Origin of the sequence: uncultured Shimia sp. (assembly GCF_947493595.1) — a bacterium.
Classification (GTDB): domain Bacteria; phylum Pseudomonadota; class Alphaproteobacteria; order Rhodobacterales; family Rhodobacteraceae; genus Shimia.
This window is the reverse complement of sequence record NZ_CANLRL010000004.1, coordinates 150,554-172,092: the sequence shown is the minus strand read 5'-3', so window position 1 is coordinate 172,092 and position 21,539 is coordinate 150,554. Positions and strand designations below refer to the sequence as shown.

17 protein-coding genes are annotated in these 21,539 nt (G+C 59.4%); 10 read left to right on the top strand and 7 right to left on the bottom strand.

Features of this window, described 5'->3' with window-relative positions; translation table 11 throughout:
* The first annotated feature begins 10 nt into the window (after positions 1-10).
* The gene (gene mgtE / locus Q0955_RS12230) at positions 11-1,405 is read left to right on the top strand and encodes a magnesium transporter (protein ID WP_299424602.1); all 1,395 of its coding nucleotides are present in this window, start codon (positions 11-13) and stop codon (positions 1,403-1,405) included.
* Position 1,406: 1 nt separating this feature from the next.
* Here mgtE and Q0955_RS12225 read toward each other — a convergent pair whose 3' ends face one another.
* Positions 1,407-2,360 (bottom strand): 1-phosphofructokinase family hexose kinase, encoded by a 954-nt coding sequence (locus tag Q0955_RS12225; protein WP_299424600.1) that lies wholly within the window; start codon positions 2,358-2,360, stop codon positions 1,407-1,409.
* 202 nt (positions 2,361-2,562) lie between these two features.
* On the opposite strand from Q0955_RS12225, the gene Q0955_RS12220 reads away from it, so the two are divergent.
* The 3 genes from Q0955_RS12220 (at position 2,563) to gltX (ending at position 5,946) form a co-directional block, all read left to right on the top strand.
* Positions 2,563-2,997 carry a DUF1801 domain-containing protein gene (locus tag Q0955_RS12220; RefSeq protein ID WP_299424599.1) on the top strand — a complete coding sequence of 145 codons (435 nt, stop codon included), beginning with the start codon at positions 2,563-2,565 and terminating at the stop codon, positions 2,995-2,997.
* A gap of 106 nt (positions 2,998-3,103) precedes the next feature.
* On the top strand, positions 3,104-4,513 hold the full coding sequence (locus tag Q0955_RS12215) for a hypothetical protein (RefSeq protein ID WP_299424597.1): 1,410 nt from the start codon (positions 3,104-3,106) through the stop codon (positions 4,511-4,513).
* Positions 4,514-4,620: 107 nt separating this feature from the next.
* On the top strand, positions 4,621-5,946 hold the full coding sequence (gene gltX / locus Q0955_RS12210) for a glutamate--tRNA ligase (RefSeq protein ID WP_299424596.1): 1,326 nt from the start codon (positions 4,621-4,623) through the stop codon (positions 5,944-5,946).
* A gap of 834 nt (positions 5,947-6,780) precedes the next feature.
* Here the strand turns inward: gltX and Q0955_RS12205 are convergent.
* Both Q0955_RS12205 and Q0955_RS12200 read right to left on the bottom strand, forming a co-directional pair.
* Positions 6,781-7,128, bottom strand: a complete 348-nt coding sequence (locus Q0955_RS12205; RefSeq protein WP_299424594.1) for a RidA family protein — start codon at positions 7,126-7,128, stop codon at positions 6,781-6,783.
* A gap of 37 nt (positions 7,129-7,165) precedes the next feature.
* Positions 7,166-8,824, bottom strand: coding sequence for an NAD+ synthase (locus Q0955_RS12200; protein WP_299424593.1), 1,659 nt, complete (start codon positions 8,822-8,824; stop codon positions 7,166-7,168).
* A 214-nt stretch (positions 8,825-9,038) separates the two neighbouring features.
* Here Q0955_RS12200 and Q0955_RS12195 point away from each other — a divergent pair, with 214 nt between their 5' ends.
* The 3 genes from Q0955_RS12195 to Q0955_RS12185 all read left to right on the top strand — a co-directional run bounded on the left by Q0955_RS12195 (position 9,039) and on the right by Q0955_RS12185 (position 12,787).
* On the top strand, positions 9,039-10,448 hold the full coding sequence (locus tag Q0955_RS12195) for a 2-isopropylmalate synthase (RefSeq protein WP_299424591.1): 1,410 nt from the start codon (positions 9,039-9,041) through the stop codon (positions 10,446-10,448).
* A 402-nt stretch (positions 10,449-10,850) separates the two neighbouring features.
* Positions 10,851-11,207, top strand: a complete 357-nt coding sequence (locus tag Q0955_RS12190) for a cupin domain-containing protein (RefSeq protein WP_299424590.1) — start codon at positions 10,851-10,853, stop codon at positions 11,205-11,207.
* A 14-nt stretch (positions 11,208-11,221) separates the two neighbouring features.
* Positions 11,222-12,787 (top strand): 2-isopropylmalate synthase, encoded by a 1,566-nt coding sequence (locus tag Q0955_RS12185; protein ID WP_299424589.1) that lies wholly within the window; start codon positions 11,222-11,224, stop codon positions 12,785-12,787.
* A gap of 87 nt (positions 12,788-12,874) precedes the next feature.
* On the opposite strand, the gene Q0955_RS12180 is transcribed toward Q0955_RS12185, so the two are convergent.
* The 4 genes from Q0955_RS12180 to Q0955_RS12165 form a co-directional block, all read right to left on the bottom strand.
* Positions 12,875-13,351, bottom strand: coding sequence for a hypothetical protein (locus tag Q0955_RS12180; protein ID WP_299424588.1), 477 nt, complete (start codon positions 13,349-13,351; stop codon positions 12,875-12,877).
* 118 nt (positions 13,352-13,469) lie between these two features.
* Entirely contained in the window at positions 13,470-14,183 is a 714-nt protein-coding gene (locus Q0955_RS12175) for a divalent cation transporter (RefSeq protein WP_299424586.1), read from the bottom strand.
* Positions 14,184-14,238: 55 nt separating this feature from the next.
* Positions 14,239-14,625, bottom strand: coding sequence for a Cu(I)-responsive transcriptional regulator (cueR, locus tag Q0955_RS12170; protein WP_294113548.1), 387 nt, complete (start codon positions 14,623-14,625; stop codon positions 14,239-14,241).
* Positions 14,625-17,099 carry a heavy metal translocating P-type ATPase gene (locus tag Q0955_RS12165; RefSeq protein ID WP_299424584.1) on the bottom strand — a complete coding sequence of 825 codons (2,475 nt, stop codon included), beginning with the start codon at positions 17,097-17,099 and terminating at the stop codon, positions 14,625-14,627. Before Q0955_RS12165 ends, cueR begins: the two co-directional genes overlap by 1 nt.
* Before the next feature lie 261 nt (positions 17,100-17,360).
* Here Q0955_RS12165 and xylB point away from each other — a divergent pair, with 261 nt between their 5' ends.
* The 3 genes from xylB to Q0955_RS12150 all read left to right on the top strand — a co-directional run bounded on the left by xylB (position 17,361) and on the right by Q0955_RS12150 (position 21,532).
* A complete protein-coding gene (gene xylB / locus Q0955_RS12160) occupies positions 17,361-18,815 on the top strand; it encodes a xylulokinase (RefSeq protein ID WP_299424583.1) in 1,455 nt (484 codons plus the stop codon).
* The gene (xylA, locus tag Q0955_RS12155; protein ID WP_299424581.1) at positions 18,812-20,116 is read left to right on the top strand and encodes a xylose isomerase; all 1,305 of its coding nucleotides are present in this window, start codon (positions 18,812-18,814) and stop codon (positions 20,114-20,116) included. The genes xylB and xylA overlap by 4 nt, the downstream gene beginning before the upstream one ends.
* Before the next feature lie 93 nt (positions 20,117-20,209).
* The gene (locus Q0955_RS12150) at positions 20,210-21,532 is read left to right on the top strand and encodes a cytochrome c peroxidase (RefSeq protein WP_299424580.1); all 1,323 of its coding nucleotides are present in this window, start codon (positions 20,210-20,212) and stop codon (positions 21,530-21,532) included.
* The last annotated feature ends 7 nt before the right edge of the window (positions 21,533-21,539 follow it).

Here is a 21,539-nt window from a genome sequence, read left to right as displayed (position 1 = left end):
GCCCGCCGCCATGCCCTCTATGATCTGGCACGACGACCAAACAGAGGACGGCAAGCAGGCCAACCGCAAGCTGCTAAGACAGCTTGATCAGTGGATCGCGGCAGACGACAAAGCGGCCTTGCTCGAAGCAATCGAAAACTGGCCCACCGCTGACACCTTGGCCGCCCTCACCCGCCTGCGCCCTGCTCGTGCCCGCGTGATGTTTGACTGGATCCCGGATGCGCTTGGCCTCAAGGTCATGGCCGAACTCGACCCGGATCTGCGCGCCGTTTTGTTCTCGGAAACCTCGCTCACCACCTTCTCCAACATCATCGCCATGATGGATGTGGATGAAGCCGTCGACACGCTGCTCGAACTGCCGCGCAGTTTCGCCGCACAACTCCTCGCGGCGCACCCAAAGGCCGAGGCCATCGCTGCCGTTTTGCAAGCCCGCGATGACAGCGCCGCCACCGTCATGCGCCTCGGCGTTTTGATGGCCCCGGCAGATTGGACCGTGGCGCAGCTCACTCAAGACATCCGTGCCCGCAGCCAGAACCTCGCCAAAATCGATATGATGTTTGTGGTGGACACCGCCCGCAAACCGCTGGGCTTCCTGCGCTTTCGTGAAGTACTCGCCGCGAGCGACACCGTGATCCTGCGCGACATCCTGCATCCGGAGCTTCTGTTGGTCAGCGCCGACTGGGATCGCGAAGACGTCCTCTCCATGGCCCGCGCCAAGAACCTGCACGCCATCGGGGTGATCGACAGCAGCGGCAAACTTGTCGGCGGCATCTCCCCGCGCGAACTGGCGGAAATTGTCCGCGAAGAGGCCGAAGAAGACATGCTGCGCATGGGTTCAGTCTCTCCAGCCACGACACAGTTTGACAGCCCCCTCACCATCTTGCGCCGACGTCTGCCTTGGCTGCTTGGCGGCCTCGGCGGCGCGGGCTTTGCTGCCGGTGTGATTGGCTCCTTTGAGGACGCGCTGGCCCAAGCCGCTGTGCTCGCCAGCTTCATCCCTGTGGTTATGGCCACCGCCGGTAACGCGGGCATTCAGGCCTCCACCGTGTCTGTGCAGTCCCTCACCTCCGGTGTGAACTGGAAGGGTGACTTTGGCGGCCGCATCCTGCGCGAGCTTTTGGGCGCCATGCTCAACGGGCTCTCAATCGGCAGCATCGCCGCGCTCATGGTTCTGCTGGTCAGCCTGTTCATCCCGCTGCACGCACCAGTCTATCTGGCCCTCACCGCGCTCTGTGCACTTACGCTTGTGACCACCATCGCAGGCACCATCGGCGCCGTTATTCCTTTTGTTTTGAAATCCCTACGGCTCGATCCCGCCGTGGCAACCGGCATTTTCATCACCACGACCAACGACGTGTTTGGGGTGCTGATCTTCTTCCTAGTCGCCTCGGTGCTGTATCTCTGAGCTACACAGCCAGATCGCTCAACGCACATTCAGGCAAATACCGTTCAAAATCCGGCTTCCGGCACAGCTCTCGCGCAGGCGTGGTCACCGCCGACGTCGCCGCCGTAGTGCCCCACTGCAAAGCGGTGGTCGCGTCTTTGCCCATGGCCAGCGCCAAGGCAAACGCCCCGACAAAACTGTCCCCGGCTCCTACCTTGCTGTCCACCGGCACATCCAGCCCAGAGGCATGCACACAGCCCTCCGCCGTCGCCAGAACCGACCCATCCGGCCCCCGTGCCACAATCACCGTCCGCGCTACACCCTTCGAGACCAAATCGCGCGCAAACCGTGCACTGTCTTCCCGGCTTGCCAATGGCCCACCTTCGATCTCTTCTGCTTCATCATGATCCATGCGCAGCAGCTCCAGCCCGCAGCCTTCATGCCCACACAGGTTGGCCAATGGCGCTCCGGAAATGTCACAAATCACCCTCGGCCCATCGGTCCCCAACCGCTGCATAATCCGGCGGATCACATCCACCGGCATGCCCGGCGCCAAACTTCCAGACAGCACAACAAGCCCCGACGGCGACACCATCGCGCAAAGATTATCGAGCATCAGCGCACAATCTGCCTCCCCCCAAGTTGGCCCCGGCATCACATAGCGATACTGATCCCCACTTTCGCCCTCAATCACCGCCACATTGGTGCGGGTCTCTCCCGGTGCTGGATAGGGAATGCGCGCAATGCCCTCTTCGGCCAATAAATCCCCGAGCTTCACACCGGCAGTCCCCCCAGCTGCCACAAACGCCCGCGAATGGCCGCCCAGAATGCGAATGGCGCGAGACACATTGATCCCGCCACCACCAGCACTAAAGACCGGCGCGTCGCACCGGAGCTTAGGCCCCGCGGTGACGGCAGGCGTCGCAGTGGACATGTCCACCGCCGGATTGAAAGTCACGGTCAAAATATCTTGCAACGGTCCGCCCTCCCAAAGGACTAAAACTCAAGTTACACACTTGTTCACAAACAGTGTTATCGCAAACAGGATTGGCAAAACCCTGTTTTAGATCAAACAATGCATCCTAATTTGGCGTGCGGTGCCAAACCAGTCTCATTTGCGTAGGCTCCCAAAAACCGCAACAGATATCTTGTCCACTCACCTCCATGAGGGCCACCCCATGAGCACCAACAAAACCACGCCCACAGGCATCAATCCGCGCGATTTTCTGAAGACGGTCTCCCCAGCCCGCCGCCAATCCGACGCCTTCGTCCTACTCGACCTCTTTGAACGCGTGTCGGGCTATCTCCCAGTGATGTGGGGACCGTCCATCATTGGCTTTGGCCAATACCACTACCGCTATGACAGCGGCCGCGAAGGCGACTTCCTCGCCACCGGCTTCAGCCCACGCAAAGCCAACCTCGTGCTCTACATCATGCCCGGCTATCAGGACTACAGCGCCATTCTCGACCGGCTTGGCAAACACAAGCTGGGCAAATCCTGCCTCTACATCAACACACTGGCTGACATCGATCTCACCGTACTCGAAGAGCTCATCAAAACCGGCCTCACGGATCTCAACGCCAAGTGGTCCGTAACAGATGGGCGCTCATAAAGGTTAGGAATACCCGCCTTGCTGCGACTGTCACGGCACGCTTAGATCAAAACGGCGCCTATTGTTTTCCCGCCGCCTGCATTTTTTCTAAGCATCGAGTTCCATTATGTCCTTTTACGATCCCGCGCAGTTTGAGCGCATGGGCCCTCGTGCCCGCAAAGCCTCCACCCTACTCAGCCTCTATTATCAAGCCGAATTGGCCGAAACCCTGCTGCGAGGCAAAGCTGGGCCACGCAGCTTCACCCAAGGGAATCGAAAGACCCAGGAGCAACAGGAACGCCATCCAAGCGTCTCTGCCGTCTTTGCCAAAATGGCCCAGGCCCTCTCGAAAGAGAAAAAAGCCAAGCTGGTGCAGCGCCTGCTGGAAACTGATCCCCACAGCGGCCGCCCTCTGTCAGCTGACGCCAAACGCCGTCTCAGCAAAATTGTCGACCCCGACAGCAAAACCCCGCTGTCAGAGCGTTTTCCCATCACAAAGGAACTGGCAGATATTTTGACACCTGAAGAGAACGCTCAAATCAAGACACCGGAGGATCTCCAGGCTCACAACCGAGGCATCCTCCAAGAGTTTTTTCCAGGCCAGCTTGCCACCATGCCGCAAAGCGGGACGAAAGCGGCTCCACCGGACCAAGATCAACCTTTGGACGACGCCCCCCCCACAATTCAGGACGCGCCGCCAGCAACAGTCTTTCCGGACCAAGCGATTGTAACCGGCGTCTCGGCTGTTGAATTTCTGGTGGATCGTGTCACCTGCATTCGCGAAACCCGCGGCGAAGCAGGCGCGGACGAAATTCGCTTTGCTGCTCTCGGCGCGGTAGGGCTTGTCGAAGCCTATGACGTGACAGAGGCCTCTGGCTATTTTGAGGTTCCCGGCATCCCCGCAGACCGCCAAGGTGATCAACCGGTCACCGACGAGTTTGACGCCGGCTCTTTCCGCACCTCCGACACTGCCGTGTTCGACCCGCCCATTGTCCCGATGCGTTTTGAAACCGGAACCATGTCCCTGCCCCTCGTTTTTGTGACCTTCTTTTCCATGGCAGAAACGGATCCACAGGGTGGGTTTACCGCTTATTTGTTTGAACTCGACACAGCGCTGCGAGCGGAGATAAATTATCTGACCAATGAAGCCACCATGACTGTCTATCTCGGCATGGCTAGCTTTATTGCGGCTTCTCTTATGGCCGGTTTCACCATTGGGTCGATTGGCGGTCCAATTGGCCTCTTGGTCGGCGCACTCATTGGCATTGCGGTGGGTATTCTAGGCGCCTTGGTGATCTGGCTTGGCGCAATGTTTGCCAACCGGGACGATATCTTTGACCTGCAAATCCGCGCCTTGGAGTTGTCCCCGGAAACACTCACCGGCTGGCCTTTTCACGGCAACACAACCAGCGTGCCACTGGAGTTTCGCACCCAAGGCGACGGCGGCACCTACGACGTGATCTACCGGTGGCGTTTGGTTGGACAACCTCAGATCGAGCGCAACCCTGATTTCATCCCGGATCAGGATCAGCTCTAACACTTTACGCACCTTGGTGGGCCAGTACTTAAACCGGCCCACCAAAGAGCCACATTTCTGGACAAACCGCGCAAGGTGTGGAATTGGGAACGCAACAGGAGATTCCCATGACGACCACCCGTTTTGCCCCTTCGCCAACCGGCTACATCCACGTTGGCAATCTGCGCACCGCGCTGATGAACTATCTGATCGCCCGCAAAGCTGGCGGCACCTTTGTGCTGCGCATTGACGACACCGATCCGGAGCGCAGCAAGCAGGAATATGTCGACGCCATTCAACAGGATCTCGAATGGCTTGGCCTGACCTGGGACCGCATCGAAACCCAGTCCTCCCGTCTGGACCGTTATGAAGACGCCGCACAAAAGCTGCGTGACATGGGCAGGTTCTACGAGTGCTTTGAGACCCCTACGGAGCTGGACCTAAAGCGTAAGAAACAGCTCAACATGGGCAAACCGCCGGTCTACGACCGCGCGGCCCTGAACCTGTCGGACGACGAGAAAGCCAACCTGCGCGCAGAGCGCGGCAACGGTCACTGGCGTTTCAAGCTGGATCACGAGCGCATCGAATGGACCGACGGCATCTTGGGCGACCGCTCGATTGACGCCGCCTCCGTGTCCGACCCGGTCCTGATCCGCGCCGATGGCCAATTCCTCTACACGCTGGCCTCCGTTTGCGACGACATCGACTACGGAATCACTGACGTTGTGCGCGGCTCCGACCACGTCACCAACACCGCCACTCAAATCCAGATCATCGAAGCGCTTGGCGGCGCGGTGCCAAACTTCGCGCACCACTCACTGCTGACCGGCCCACAGGGCGAAGCGCTCTCCAAACGCCTCGGCACCCTTGCCTTGCGTGATCTGCGCGAAGCGGGTGTACAGCCGATGGCGCTTTTGAGCCTAATGGCCCGTCTCGGCAGCTCCGACCCAATGGAGCTGCGCGCCAACCTCGAAGAGATCGCGGATGGTTTCGACATCACCAAATTTGGCGCAGCACCCACCAAGTTTGACGTCGAAGACCTCTACCCGCTCACCGCCAAGGTTCTGCAGGAAAAGCCTCTCGCAGAGGTGGCAGACGCCGTTGCCGCCGTTGGGCTGCCGGCCGACAAAGCAGAGCGTTTCTGGAACGTGACCCGCGACAACATCACCACGCTCAACGATCTGGGCAAATGGTGGGACCTCTACACCAATGGGGCCGAACCGGAGATCGACGACGAGGACAAAGAGTTCATCGCGGAAGCCATGAAGCTCCTGCCCGAAGGCCCGTTTGATGACGACACATGGTCCACCTGGACCGCGGCGGTGAAAGAAGCCACCGGCCGCAAAGGCCGCGGTCTGTTCATGCCGCTGCGCAAAGCGCTGACCGGTCAGAAAAACGGCCCCGACATGGCCTCCCTGATGCCACTACTGCAGGTCATCAAGGCGCGCGGTTAGGTCCCCCCAAAAACGAAAACGGCGCGTCCCAGGTTAGGACGCGCCGTTTTTTGGAGGCATGAGAACATTGCGGAGCATATAGAGCGGATGGCAGCTTTGAGGGACTTTGCAACATTTCGCTGCGGCTGCGCTAATGGCGGCTTTCGGAAATTTGTCGCGAATTACCGCCTACAGGTACTAATAAGGCAAATTATGTTAAATACGGCCTGAAATTCCAGATAACATATCAAGCCAAATTATTATCCGCAAAATTCCTTCATTTGGCTACGAGGTAAAGCTAGCCTGTGGTGAAACACCCATAGATAATTTCAGAGGTATTTTCGTCGTAGCCTCTTAATATCGCGGTTGTGTTTTCGTACGTCGCGCCCTGACCACCGAATTGCTGCGCACATATTGCACGAGCGGCTTCAACACAGTCTACACCCGCAGCTACATTTGCTCCTGTACAAAGGGATTTGATGTTTTTGAACGCGGGTACACCTCGTTGAGCGTCCCCGATGTAAGTCATATTTTGCGCCGCTGCTGGAATGGCAGAACACAATAAAAGGATGACAGAAATTGACCTAAACGGTTTCATCGAATGTTCCTTTCAAATTTCTGAAGTAATAATTCTCAGCCTATCCTCATGGATACGGGAAATTCAACCTTTACATGCATCATTTGAAGCTCGTTAATCGATATTACGAGAGATAGGATCGGCACAAGATTGATACACTAAGATCATCTAAAGCCTACCTTCGCGCACCCGCAGCACCGATGATTTTGGGCTCAAACTAGCCCTCCACTGACTGGGGTAGCGAGTCTGACGCTCATCCGCCTTCCCCCAACGACCCCTCAGCCCGCTTTCACAGCCGCCGTGACAATCACCTCAACCTTCAGCACATCCCGCGCCAATTTGGCTTCGCCACAGGCTCGCGCAGGCGCGTGGCCTTCGGGCACCCAGTCATCCCAAACCGCATTCATCTCGGCAAAATCAGCCATATCAGACAGCCAGACGATGGCCTGCAAGATATGCGCGCGATCCGATTCAGCCTCTTCCAGCAACGCATCCACGCGAGACAGGCAATCCCGCGTTTGCTCCGCAACGGTGTCCCCCGCGCCAACCTGTCCACACAGATACGCCACCTGATTATGGATGACAATTTTGGACATCCGTGTGCCCGTGTGTTTGCGCTCAATCATGTTCAAGCCCCTGCTTTATCTAGGTTAGTCGGCTGGCTCAGCTCGGATCGCGGAACCGGTTCACAATCGGATAGCGGCGATCCAGCCAAAACGCCTTCTTGCTCAACCGCGCGCCGGGCGCGGACTGGAAGCGTTTGTATTCGCTGATATAGACCAGATGCTCCACCCGCTTCACCGTCTCCCGCTCATAGCCAGCGGCGACACAATCGGCGACGGATTTGTCCTCATCCACCAACATGAACAGGATTGCATCCAACACGTCATAGGGCGGCAGGCTGTCTTCATCTTTCTGATCTGGTCGCAGCTCTGCTGACGGCGGCTTGTCGATGATATTCACCGGAATGACCTCGCCCGCAGGCCCGTTCATCCAATCCCGATGCACGCTATTGCGCCAGCGCGAGGTTTCAAACACGCGGGTTTTGTACATGTCTTTGATCGGATTATACCCACCCGCCATATCGCCATAGATCGTCGCATAACCCACCGCGACCTCAGATTTATTGCCCGTGGTCAGCAGCATCTCACCAAACTTGTTGGACAGCGCCATCAACAATAGCCCGCGCAGGCGGCTCTGAATGTTCTCTTCTGTCAGCCCCGGCTCGGTGCCTTCAAACAGCGGTGCCAGCGTGTTGGTGATCGCGGCACGTCCTTCGGCAATCGGCACATAATCGTAGTGCACGCCCAACCGCTTGGCGATGTCCTCCGCGTCATCCAGCGACTCCTGCGAGGTATACTCCGACGGCAGCATCACACAGCGCACGTTCTCTGCGCCCAGCGCATCCACCGCAATTGTGGCCACCAAGGCGCTATCAATCCCGCCTGACAGCCCCAGCAAGACCTTCTTGAAGCCCGTCTTCCCCATATAATCCCGCAGCGCTTCGACACTGACGCGGTAGTCCTGCTCTTCCCCCGCAGGCAAAAGCGCCTTTGGGCCATCCTTGCAGCGCCAGCCCGCCGCGGTGCGCTCAAATTCCACATGCGCCACCGCCTCGTCAAACACCGGCAATTGCATCGCCAATTGCCCGCCGGGGTTCAGCACAAAGGAGCCCCCGTCAAACACCTGGTCATCCTGACCGCCCACCATATTGAGGTAGACCAGCGGCAGTTCAGTCTCGATCACCCGCGCCACCATGTGGTTCATGCGGCGATCAAACTTGTCGCGGTAGTAAGGCGAGCCATTGGGCACCACGAGGATCTCCGCCCCGGTTTCCTCCAAAGTCTCCGGCACATCCTCAAACCAGGCATCTTCGCAAATTGGCGAGCCAACCCGCACCCCGTTCACATCATACGGACCGCCCATCGGCCCATGGGCAAACAGGCGTTCCTCATCAAACACCGTGTAGTTCGGCAAATGGTGCTTCAGCTGGGTATGCGCAATCTTCCCCCCCTTCAGGATGAAGTAAGCGTTATACAACGCGCCGTCCTGCACCAGCGGACCACCCACGGCCACAACCGGCCCCTCAGCACAATCGACAGCCAGTTGCTCAATCTCTGCTAATGCTGCCGCCTGCAACGCCGGCTTCAGGATCAAATCCTGCGCGTTGTAGCCCACAATAAACATTTCCGGGAACGCCACCATGTCGGACTGCGTCGCCTTGGCCTCAGCCCAGACTTCACGCACCTTGTTGGCGTTGCCCGCCAGATCCCCCATCACCGGATTGGCCTGCGCCAGTGTCAAACGGAATGTATCAGCCATCAATTTTCTTCCCGCACCGCGTTACTTGCGCAAAGATGTAGCAGACACAGCGCCAAGGAAAAGCGCAAACCACCGCCCCTAAGCCGTGCAAACCCGCCAAAACAGGTCAAACGTGCAAAACCGTTTGCTCCAAAGAAACCCTTGCCCTAAAATCAGTCAAAACACCGCAAGGTGATGGGGATGCTCCTTTGGGGCAACAGTGGGACTGGAAATTATGAGCAGAACTCAGGCACTTACCTTAGCCATCCTGTTGGCGGGCACTTCCGCCTTCGCACAGGACAGCCAGGTTCTGACAAAACAATATGACGACGGCGGTGTCTATGAGGGCACCTTCAAGAACGGGCTGCAACACGGCACCGGCATCTACCGTCTGCCCAACGGCTACGAATACGAAGGCGCCTGGGTCGAGGGTGAGATCGTTGGCGAAGGCATGGCCCGCTTCCCCAATGGCTCGGTTTATGTCGGCACCTTTGCCAAAGGCAAACCCCATGGATTTGGCAAAATCACCTTCACCGATGGCGGCACCTACGAAGGCGACTGGGCCGACGGCAAAATCACCGGGACAGGCGTGGCGATCTATGCCAACGGCGTACGTTATGAAGGCAGCTTCCAAAACGCCAACCACCACGGCAAAGGCGTGATGATCAGCCCGGCAGGCTACCGCTACGAAGGCGACTGGCTCAACGGCGTCAAAGAAGGCCTTGGCAAGATCACATATGCTGACGGCACCATCTATGACGGCGAAATCAAAGCGGGTGAACGCGCAGGCCAAGGCCGCCTGACCATGCCCGGCGGTTTGATCTACGAAGGCACCTGGGCCGCGGGCCAGATCGAAGGCGACGGCACGCTTACCCAACCCAATGGCGACATCTACGTTGGGCAGCTTGTTGGCGGCCAACGCCAAGGTAAAGGCATGGTGACCTACGCCAACGGCGACACCTATGAAGGCGACTTCCAGGCGGATCAACGCCACGGCCAGGGTACCTTCAAGGGTAGCGATGGCTACGTCTACGTGGGCACCTGGGTCAACGGTGACATCGAAGGCAACGGCGAAGTCGCTTACGCCGACGGCTCGGTTTATGTTGGCCAGTTCGCCAATGGCCTCGCTGATGGACAGGGCAAAATCACCTACACCGATGGCACCACCTATGAAGGCGACTGGAAGGCAGGCGTAAATGATGGCGTTGGCAAAGCGGTCTATGCCAACGGTCTGGTCTACGAAGGCGACTTCAAAAACGCTAAGAACCACGGACGCGGCGTAATGACCTACGCGGACGGCTACCGCTATGAAGGCGAATGGCAAGACGGCCAGCGCCACGGCATGGGGGTCGCCACCTACGCCGACGGCACCACCTACACCGGCCAGTTCTCTCTGGGCCAGCGCAACGGCATTGGCGAAATTGTCATGCCGGACGGCTTCAAATACGCGGGCGAATGGAAATCCGGCGAGATTGACGGGGTTGGTGTCGCCACCTATGCCAATGGCGACATTTATGAGGGCACCTTCAAAGGTGGCCAGCGTCAGGGCGAAGGCACCATGAAATACGCCTCCGGTGAAGAGCGCAAAGGCAACTGGGCCAATGGCACCTTGTCCGAAGCCGGCCCGGCCCAAAACGACGGTTAATCACACCGACAGCAAAAATCACAAAGCCGCGCCCAAAAGCGCGGTTTTTTCATTTCAGATCGGTGTGACCGCCCCACTACCGCCTTTCACAGTCCCCAAATATCCTGGGGAGTCATAGCCCCGCTGTGACCGGGCAAAGCCCCAGTCCCACCCTAGATAAAAATCCAAAACTTTTGCCCTTTTCATTTGACCTTCGGCATGTATAAATCTGCGCCATGACCACACGAGCCCATATCGCAACAGACGCGCGCCTTCCGGCGCCCTTTGCGCGTGGCCTCGACCTACTCCTAGTCCGCCTCTGAGCGTGACCCTGTTGGCGCGCGTGCTCAGAGGAGAATGTCTCGCGCCACATGTCTAACCGCCTCGCGGCAAACGACAGCAACAGGTAACTAGGAAAACACGATGCAAAAAATCAATCTCGCCGAAAAACTATCCATGTTCTCAAGCCATTGGGACCCGCATGTGGTTGCCAACTACAACGGCAACGACGTCATGGTGGTGAAATTTCAGGGCGAGTACCCGCTGCACAAACATGACAAAACCGATGACTTCTTTCTTGTGCTCGAAGGCGAAGTCACCATGGACTACGACAACGCCCCCTCTGTCACCTTTGGCGCAGGTGAGTTGTTGATTGTGCCTCAAGGCCAGGTCCACCGTCCCCGTGCCGAGAAAGAAGTGAAAGTGCTTCTGATCGAGCCCACCGGCGAACCCAATTCCGGAGACAGCGACCGCGCCCCGTCTCCTAAACCGCATATCTAAACTGGAACAAACCCATGTCCGACAACAAAGTCCTGATTTTTGACACCACCCTGCGCGACGGCGAACAATCCCCCGGCGCCACCATGACCCATGACGAGAAGCTGGAAATTGCCGGCATGCTCGACGACATGGGCGTGGACATCATCGAAGCCGGTTTCCCGATTGCTTCTGAGGGTGACTTCGCCGCGGTTTCCGAGATCGCCAAGAACTCCGTGAACTCCCGCATCTGCGGTCTGGCACGTGCCAACTTCGCCGACATCGACCGCTGTTGGGAGGCGGTGAAACACGCCAAGCAGAACCGCATCCACACGTTTATCGGCACGTCACCGCTGCACCGCGCCATTCCGAACCTCACCCAGGACGAAATGGCCGACAAGATCCACCAGACCGTGACCCACGCGCGCAACCTCTGTGACAACGTGCAATGGTCGCCCATGGATGCCACCCGCACCGAGTGGGACTACCTCTGCCGCGTGATCGAAATCGCCATCAAAGCGGGCGCCACCACCATCAACATCCCCGACACCGTGGGCTACACCGCCCCGGCCGAAAGCGCCGATCTGATCAAACGCCTGATCAAAACCGTGCCGGGTGCGGATGACGTGATCTTCGCCACCCACTGCCACAACGACCTGGGCATGGCGACCGCCAACTCCCTCGCCGCCGTCGCAGGCGGCGCGCGTCAAATCGAATGCACCATCAACGGTCTGGGCGAACGGGCTGGTAATACTGCGCTTGAAGAAGTGGTCATGGCGCTGAAAACCCGCCACGACATCATGCCTTGGACCACCGGCATCGACACGACCAAAATCATGGCGATCTCCCGCCGTGTCTCCACCGTGTCCGGCTTCCTGGTGCAGCCCAACAAAGCCATCGTTGGCAAAAACGCCTTTGCCCATGAAAGCGGCATCCACCAGGACGGCATGCTGAAGAACCGCGAGAACTTCGAGATCATGCGTCCCGAAGACGTGGGCCTCTCCGGCACCTCGCTGCCTCTGGGCAAACACTCCGGCCGCGCCGCCCTGCGCGACAAGTTGGAGCAGCTCGGCTTTGAAGTGGGCGACAACCAGCTCAAAGACATCTTTGTGCGCTTCAAGGAGCTGGCCGACCGCAAGAAAGAGGTGTTTGACGACGACGTGGTCGCACTCGTGCGCGCCGACAGCGGTGAAGACGAAGACGACCGTCTGCAGCTCGTGTCCATGAAAGTGGTCTGCGGCACCGGCGGTCCGGCCGAAAGCACCATCGAGATGGAAGTGGACGGCAAAGACATGTCGGCCACGTCCGAGGGCGACGGCCCAGTAGACGCCACCTTCAAAGCGATCCGCCAGATCCACCCCAACACCGCCCGCCTGCAACTCTATCAGGTGAGCGCCGTGACCGAAGGCACCGACGCGCAGGCGACCGTTTCCGTGCGTCTTGAAGAAGACGGCGTCATCGCCACTGGCCAGTCGGCCAACACCGACACGGTGGTCGCCTCCGCCAAGGCCTACATCCACGCGCTCAACCGTCTTCTAGTGCGCCGTGACAAAGTGGGCGAAGGCGCGGATGCCAAAGAAGTGTCCTATAAGGACCTCGCTTAAGTAGAGGAAAGGCTGCCTCCTCCGAGGCAGCCTTTTTTGTGTCTCGCACAACATGTTTCACCATCTCCAAGCAGCGCTTGAATCGTTTCAATGCTCGCTACAAAACACCTCGATATTTTCCGGCGTCACATAGCTTTCCCCATAAGCAACGGACGCAATATCAAGCGCAGCTAGGCATCCCTGAAAGTCCACGCTGCGCGAAGTCTTAGCCAAGTTGTTCACCTGCACCCGAAGCGATTGTCCATTTTGAAGGTCAACGGAAACCCGAACCAGTGGATTTGGGCTCGCCTCGACCGCTTCGACAACTTGAAGTGCTATTTCAGGCAACGCCATCCGATCTTCGTCAGACGAAATGAACAGCACCCATGCGTTCACTTCCGAAGGTTCAAACCAAGTCGCACTTGGCAGAACAATACGGTTCTCGTCATCTATGGCGGAAAGTGTCGCGGAAAAACTCGCTGGGGTGTGGAATAACCCAACCTTCAATTTATCTTTATTTTCAGAAGCATGCACAGGCAGTGTGAATACCGTGACAAACAGAATTATTGCTCGAAGCATGTTCATATGTTCGATTTTCCAATCATCGTATTTTCCAATCCCACAAGCCCTAGGGAACAATCAGCCCAAGAGCAACAAATCTGGCACGAAGCAGCGTAGTAGGCGCCCTTCCGCAGCACCCACCTCACCCAATCACCATGTCGCCAGCCAGCCCAAGCGCAAACCCGGCCACCGCTCCCAATGCCGGCGAATAAGCCCCGCTCTCATGCGCTTCCGGCGCGATGTCCTGAAACACCAGATATAAAATCCCACCGGCGGCAAAAATCGTGATCGCCCCCAGCGTCTCCGGATCATCCGCCAAAAACGCAAAGCCAAGCAGCGCACAGAGCGGCCCCAAGCCAGCCAGCGCGACAAACACCAAAAGCACTTTGGCCGCGGGCAACTTCCCCTGCACCCAAATCTCCCGGAACGCGGCAAACCCTTCCGGCAGGTTCTGCAGAAACATCATCGCCGCCAACAACTTCGCCGTTGCTGCCTCTGTCACCAACAACGCCCCAAGCGCCATGGCTTCCGGCAGGAAATCCAACAGCATCGCCAGCACAATTGCCCCGCTGCCACCCGCCTTCGCCAAGGCCGCATCCACCAGCGCAAAACACACGCCCCCGGCCACCAACAACCCAACGGCCAGCGCAACGGTCAGCACCTCCGCGCCCTTGGGCACCAGCACCAACGCCACCGCCGAGAGCAACGCCCCGCCGCCAAAAGCTGTGATGGATTTCAGAAACCGCGCCTCCACCGCACGGTTGGAGATATGCTCCACCCGCGCCAGAACGCCCCCCAACGGGATCGCCAGACCGGCAAACAAGGATAACAACAGCGCGTAATGAATGGGTCCCATGGCGAGATGCTACTACGCGGCAGCCACAGAGCAATCCTTTTGTGACATCAGCGCGTTAGCTGCGCCCCAGATCCTCCAAGATCGGACAATCCGGCCGCCCGTCACCGGCGCAATTGGCCACCAGATGGCTCAAAGTGCCCCGCATCGCCTGCAAATCCGCAATCTTGCGGTCAATCTCACTCAAGTTCTTCTGCGCCACCCGCTTCACATCCGCACTGGCCCGCCCCTGATCCTCATACAGCGCCAACAACGTCCGGCAGTCCTCAATCGAAAACCCAAGCCCCCTCGCCCGGCCCAGAAACACCAGCTTGTGCTGATCCTTCTCGCTGAAACTGCGATAGCCATTGTCGCCCCGCGCCGGGGTCACAAAACCGATGTCCTCATAGTAGCGAATGGTCTTTGCCGGCAGTCCGGTGTTCTTGGAAACTTCCCCGATATTCATCACACACCTTCTTTCTTGCTGGCCTGAAAGGCTGGCTGGATGCGCCGCAACCGCAGCGCGTTGGACAGGACAAACACGCTGGAGAGCGCCATCGCCCCGGCGCCCAACATCGGTGACAGCGCGGGCCCGCCAAAGGGCACCAAAATGCCCGCCGCCACAGGGATCAGCGCCACGTTGTAGCCAAACGCCCAGAACAGGTTCTCTTTGATATTACGCATCACCCGGCGGCTCAGGTCAAACCCGGTCACAACGCCCCCCACGTCGCCCGCCATCAACACCACATCCGCCGCTTCAATCGCCACATCCGTGCCTGTGCCAATGGCGATACCCACATCCGCCGCCGCCAGGGCGGGCGCGTCGTTTATGCCATCGCCGACAAAGGCCACCTTGCCAACGGTGTCGCGCAACTGCTCCAGCGCCGCAACCTTACCGTCTGGTAAGACCTCTGCGACCACGTGATCCACGCCCAATTCCCGCGCCAAAGCCTGCGCCGTGCGTTCTGTGTCACCGGAGATCATCGCCACGGTCTTGCCCATGCCATGAAGGGCTTTGATTGCTGCTGCCGAGTTTGGTTTCACCGCATCCGCCACCGCAATCACAGCGGCCAATGTGCCGTCCACCGACACATAGATCGGCGTCTTGCCTGCCTCGGCAAACGCAACCGCCAGCGCTTCAAACCCACCCAAAGGCACCTCCAGTGCCAACATCAACCGCGCCGCGCCTACGGCCACCTGTGCGCCATCCACAGTGCCAATCAGCCCGTGCCCAACCCGCACCTCAAGCTCCGTACACGCTGCCACGTCCAGCCCACGTTCTTGAGCTTCAGCAACCATCGCCCGCGCCAACGGATGCTCGGATTGCCCCTCAACCGACGCCACCCGCGCCAACACATCATCCTCGTCAAAACCTTCCGCCAATGCCACATCGGTCACTGATGGCGCCCCTTGGGTCAGCGTGCCCGTCTTGTCAAACGCCACCACATCGCAGTCCCGCAAACCCTGCAGCGCGTCACCTTTGCGAAACAAAACGCCCAACTGCGCCGCCCGTCCCGTCCCGACCATAATCGAGGTTGGCGTGGCCAATCCCATGGCGCAGGGGCAAGCGATAATGAGTACCGCCACCGCCGCCACCAGCGAATAGCCCAGGCGCGGCTCCGGCCCCACAAACATCCAGACCACAAAGGTCGCCGCCGCAATCGCCATCACCACCGGCACAAACACCGCCGTGATCCGGTCCACCAGGTTCTGGATCGGCAACTTTGCCCCTTGCGCCTGACGCACCATGTCGATGATCTGCGCCAGCATCGTGTCGCGCCCCACCTGCTCCGCCTCATAGCGCAGGACACCGGCGCCATTCACCGTGCCCGCTATCACCGCATCGCCTGCGGATTTCTCCACTGGCACCGGCTCACCGGAAATCATCGCCTCATCCACAAAGGAGTTGCCATCCAGCACACGCCCATCCACAGCCACACGCTCCCCGGGCCGCAGATGCAGCACATCGCCCACCGCCACCTCTTCGATCGCCACCTCGGATACTTTGCCTTTACGCTCCACCTGCGCCACGCGCGGCTGCAAGCCGACAAGCTCGGCAATCGCCGCCCCGGTGCGCCCCTTGGCCCGCGCTTCCATCCAGCGCCCCGCCAGGATCAGCACTACAATCACCGCCGCCGCTTCAAAATACACATTGGCGGTGCCCGCAGGCAGCAGCCCCGGCGCAAAGGTCGACACGACGGAGAACAGATAAGCCGCCCCCGTGCCCAAGGCGACCAGCGAGTTCATCTCCGGCGCGCCTTTCAGTAGCGCAGGAATACCCTTGGCGTAAAACTCCCGCCCTGGCCCGACCAACAGGATCGAGGTCAGCACAAACTGAAACAGATAGCTGTTTTGCATCCCCACATTGGCCATCAGCCAATGATGAAACGCGGGCACCATATGTCCGCCCATTTCGATGCAAAACACCGGAAACGCCAGCACCACCGCCAGCAGCACCCGCCGCTTGGCCGCCTTGGCCTCTTCCTCTTTCCGATCTGCGATGTCTTCTGGCACGCCCTCCTCCGGCACCCGCGCCGGATAGCCCGCCCGCGTGCTCAACGCGGCAATCTGGTTGGCCGTGATCGCGCCTTCCAGATAACGCACGGTTGCGCTCTCGCTGGCAAAGTTGATCTCCGCCGTCAGCACGCCCTCGCCCGCCGCCATCGCGGCCTCCGCGCGGCGGACACAGCCTGCACAGGTCATGCCCCCCACATCCAGCGTCACCGTAGCCTCCCGCGCCGGATAGCCCGCCGACTTCAGCGCCGCAATCACACCGTCGCGCACGGTGTCATCCTCAAACGCCACCCGCGCCGAGGTGTCCGCCAAGTTCACACTTGCGTCCTGCACCCCTTCCACAGCGGCCATCGCCTTCTGCGCGCGGTTCACGCAGCCCGCACAGCTCAGCCCGTCCAGCTGGAAATTCAACACATGCGCCGTCATCGACTCGCCTCGTTCTCAAACATCGTTCGACTACATCACATAAAGGTTCCAGTCACAGGAGGGTCAAGCGCTCACTCGCAATTTTCTTCTGTCGCGCCCAATAGACGACGAACTCTTTGTTTACATTCGATTTTTCGAAAAAAACACTTATCTCCACCATCCACGCTCCAGTGGAAAAATCTTCGAGTAGGCAATTTCTAGTTTGATCCTCAAATTAATTTGAGGCACAAATTAAGTATGTAGACTTGAGGAGGAACCCCCATGTTTGTGGGATTGGATCTGGGCACGTCTGGAGTACGCGCCCTGCTGATTGACGCGTCCCAATGTGTGATCGGCGCAAAAGAGGCCGCCGTGGACACGGCGCGACCGCATTCAGGGTGGAGCGAACAGCTGCAATCGGACTGGATCACGGCCACCAAAGCGGTCTTTGCCGCGCTAAAGGCCGACCACCCTACTGAGGTCGCCGCTATCAAAGGCATCGGCGTGTCCGGTCACATGCACGGCGCCAATTTGCTGGACAAAAACGGCGCCCCCTTGCGCCCCTGCATGATGTGGAACGACACCCGCTCCGCCGCGCAAGCCGCCAAGTTCGACACCACCGAACAGGTGCGAGACCTGTCCGGCAACATCGTCTTCCCTGGCTTCACCGCCCCCAAAGTGGCCTGGGTCGCCGAAAACGAGCCGGACATATTTGCCAAAACCGCCAAAGTCCTGCTGCCCAAAGACTTCCTGAACTTCTGGCTCACCGGTGTCTATGCCTCTGACATGTCCGACTCCGCTGGCACCAGTTGGCTTGACGTTGGCACCCGCGACTGGTCTGACACCTTGCTCACCGCCTCCGGCGTGCGCCGTGATCAGATGCCGGACCTGTTTGAAGGCTCCGACGCCATTGGCACCGTGCGCGATGACATCGCCGCCGAACTAGGCCTGCCCAAAGGCGTGATTGTCGCCGCAGGTGCCGGAGACAACGCCGCCGCCGCGTGTGGGATCGGCGCGCTCAACGAGGGAGACGGCTTTGTCTCGCTAGGCACCTCCGGCGTGCTGCTCACTGGCCGCGACGCCTACGCCCCCAAACCGGAAAGCGCCGTGCATACCTTCTGCCACGCCGTTCCCAATCGCTGGTATCAGATGGGCGTGATCCTTGCCGCCACCGACAGCCTCAACTGGCTCTCCCGCAACCTGCAAGAAAGCCCAGCCAACCTGACCAAGCTCTTGGGCGACAGCATCAACGGCCCCGGCGCCATGCGCTTCCTGCCCTATCTGTCCGGCGAGCGCACCCCACACAACGACGCCACCATGCGCGGCGCCTTCCTGAACATCGACATCGACACCGGCCCCGCCGCCCTCACCCAAGCCGTGCTAGAAGGTGTGAGTTTCGCTCTACGCGATAATCTCGAAGCGTTGAAATCCACCGGCGCGGACCTGCAAAGCCTGATTGCCATCGGCGGCGGCAGCCAGTCACCCTATTGGGTCGAGCTCATCGCCACGCTGCTGAACCTGCCCATTTCCCTGCCCAAAGCAGGCGAATTTGGCGCGGCCCTTGGCGCCGCCCGGCTGGCCATTTGCGCCGCCACCAAAGCCGATCCTGAGACCGTCATGACCCGGCCAGAGATCGCCACAACCGTTTCCCCCCGCAGTGATCTGCGCGACGCCTACGAAGAGGCCTACGCCCACTTCGTCACCCTGTACCCCGGCATAAAGGCCCTGACACAATGACCGATTTCTTCAAAAACATCGCCCCCGCCCAATATGAAGGGCCGGAAAGCACCAACCCGATGGCCTTCCACCACTACAACCCTGATGAGGTTGTCATGGGCAAACGCATGGAAGACCACCTGCGCTTTGCCGTGGCCTATTGGCACAGCTTTGCCTGGGAAGGCGGCGACCCCTTTGGCGGCCAAACCTTTGAGCGCCCGTGGCACCCGCAAACCCGCATGGACATGGCCAAAGTCAAAGCCGACGCTGCCTTTGAAATGTTTGACATCCTGCAACAACCTTACTTCTGCTGGCACGACGCCGATGTGCGCCCTGAGGGTGACAGCTTTGCCGAAAGCCTGAAGAACTTCGAAGAGATCATTGATTACTTTGAAGAAAAAATGAGCACACGCGCCGTGAAATTGCTCTGGGGTACCGCCAATATGTTCAGCCACCGCCGCTGGATGAGTGGTGCGTCCACCAACCCGGACCCGGAAGTCTTCGCCTATTCCGCCGCCACCGTGAAAACCTGCATGGACGCCACCAAACGTTTGGGCGGCGAAAACTACGTGCTCTGGGGCGGCCGCGAGGGTTATGAAACCCTGCTCAACACCGACATGGGCCGTGAACTCGACAACATGGGCCGCTTCCTAAACATGGTGGTGGACTACAAACACAAGATTGGCTTCGAAGGCACCATCTTGGTGGAGCCAAAACCGCAAGAACCCTCCAAGCATCAATACGACTTTGACGCCGCCACCTGCTATGGCTTCCTCAAGAAGTACGGCTTGGAAAACGAGGTCAAACTCAACCTCGAGCAGGGCCACGCCATCCTCGCCGGTCACAGCTTTGAACATGAGATCGCCACCGCTGCCGCCCTTGGTGTGCTCGGCTCGATCGACATGAACCGCAACGACTACCAATCCGGCTGGGACACCGACCAGTTCCCGAACTCGGTGCCCGAAGTTGCGCTGGCCTACTACCACATCCTCAAAGACGGCGGCCTGAAAACCGGCGGCACCAACTTTGACGCCAAACTGCGCCGCCAGTCCTTGGACGCCGAAGACCTGATCGCAGGCCACATCGGCGCCATGGACGTCTGCGCCCGCGGCCTGAAAGCCGCCGCCGCAATGATCGAGGACGGTGGTCTCGAAGATGCCCTGGCCGAGCGCTACGCCGGTTGGGACACAGACGCGGCCAAAGCCATGCTAGCCGGCGATTTGGACGGCACATTCGACGACGTGATGAGCGGAAAGATCAACCCGGCACCCAAATCCGGCCGTCAGGAGATTTTGGAAAACTACGTGAACCGCTTTGTGTAATATCTTGTTTCAAAATCGTTATTGAGCCAAGATACACTGGCCCTTCGCGCATATTCTCCTGCGCGGAGGGCTTTTCTAAATGAAAGACCCGCCATGCGCCCCTTGATGCTCACAGCCGCTTTCCTGCCCGCCATTCTGGCAACCGGTGCCAGCGCCTCACCGCTGCCCAAGGCGGACGCCATCTTCCCGGCGCAGGACGTGACGGAGGTCGAGCTGGGCTGGCAACTGTTCTACGATCCGATCCTGTCCGGCAACCGCAGCGTCGCCTGCGCCACTTGCCACCACCCCGATCTGGGCACGTCGGATGGCGTCTCCCTCGGCCTTGGCGACGGCGCCACCGGCCTCGGGCTAGAGCGCAAAATCGACACCTCAAACCCGCCCGAAAACCGCATCCCCCGCAACGCCCCCGCGCTGTGGAACCTCGGCGCCACCGAATTCACAGTCTTTTTCCACGATGGCCGCCTCGAAGACGACCCCTCCCGCCCCTCCGGCATCCGCACCCCTTTAGGAAGCGAGATGGAGATGGGCTTTGACAACGCCCTTGCCGCACAAGCCATGTTCCCGGTGCTCTCTGGCGACGAAATGGCCGGTCACTATTCCGAAAACGACGTCTCGCAAGCCGTGCGTCTCGGCCAACTCACCGGCGAAGGCGGCGCATGGGACATCCTTGCCAAACGGGTCGAAGCCATCCCCGCCTACCGCGCTGCCTTTGACGATGTGATTGGCGCAGAGGAACCCATCAAGTTCCACCACATCGCCAACGCATTGGCCGCCTTCATTGCCTTTGAATGGCGCGCGGATGCCTCCGCCTTTGACGCGTACCTGCGCGACGGCACGCCACTCACCGCTGATGCCGCCGCTGGCCTGGACCTTTTCTACGGCAAAGCCCAATGCGGCACCTGCCATTCCGGCCAATTCCAGACCAACCACGGCTTCCACGCCATCGCGCTGCCACAGATCGGCCCGGGCAAAGCGGCACCGTTTGAAAACCACAACCGCGACGTCGGCCGTGGCCGCGTCACCGGCCAAGACGAAGACTTCTACCGCTTTCGCACGCCCTCCCTGCGCAACATCACGCAGACCGCGCCTTATGGCCATAACGGGGCCTACACCTCCCTGGAAGCCATGGTCAGGCATCACCTCGATCCGGTGGCCTCGCTCAAAGCCTATGTAGCGGCCCACACCACCTATTCCGATGGAAAATTTGATACAGATTTCAAATTGATGACGGACGAACCTGAAGTGATCGAAATCGCAGCCGCCAACGAACTTTCGCCGACTGACCTCACCGATAAGGAGGTCGCGCAGATCCTCGCCTTCCTCGAAAGCCTCACGGACTACGACGCCATTCAAGGCCGCCTTGGAGTGCCAGAGTCGGTACCCTCCGGACTGCCCATGGATCAGCTGTCCAACTGATCCACGC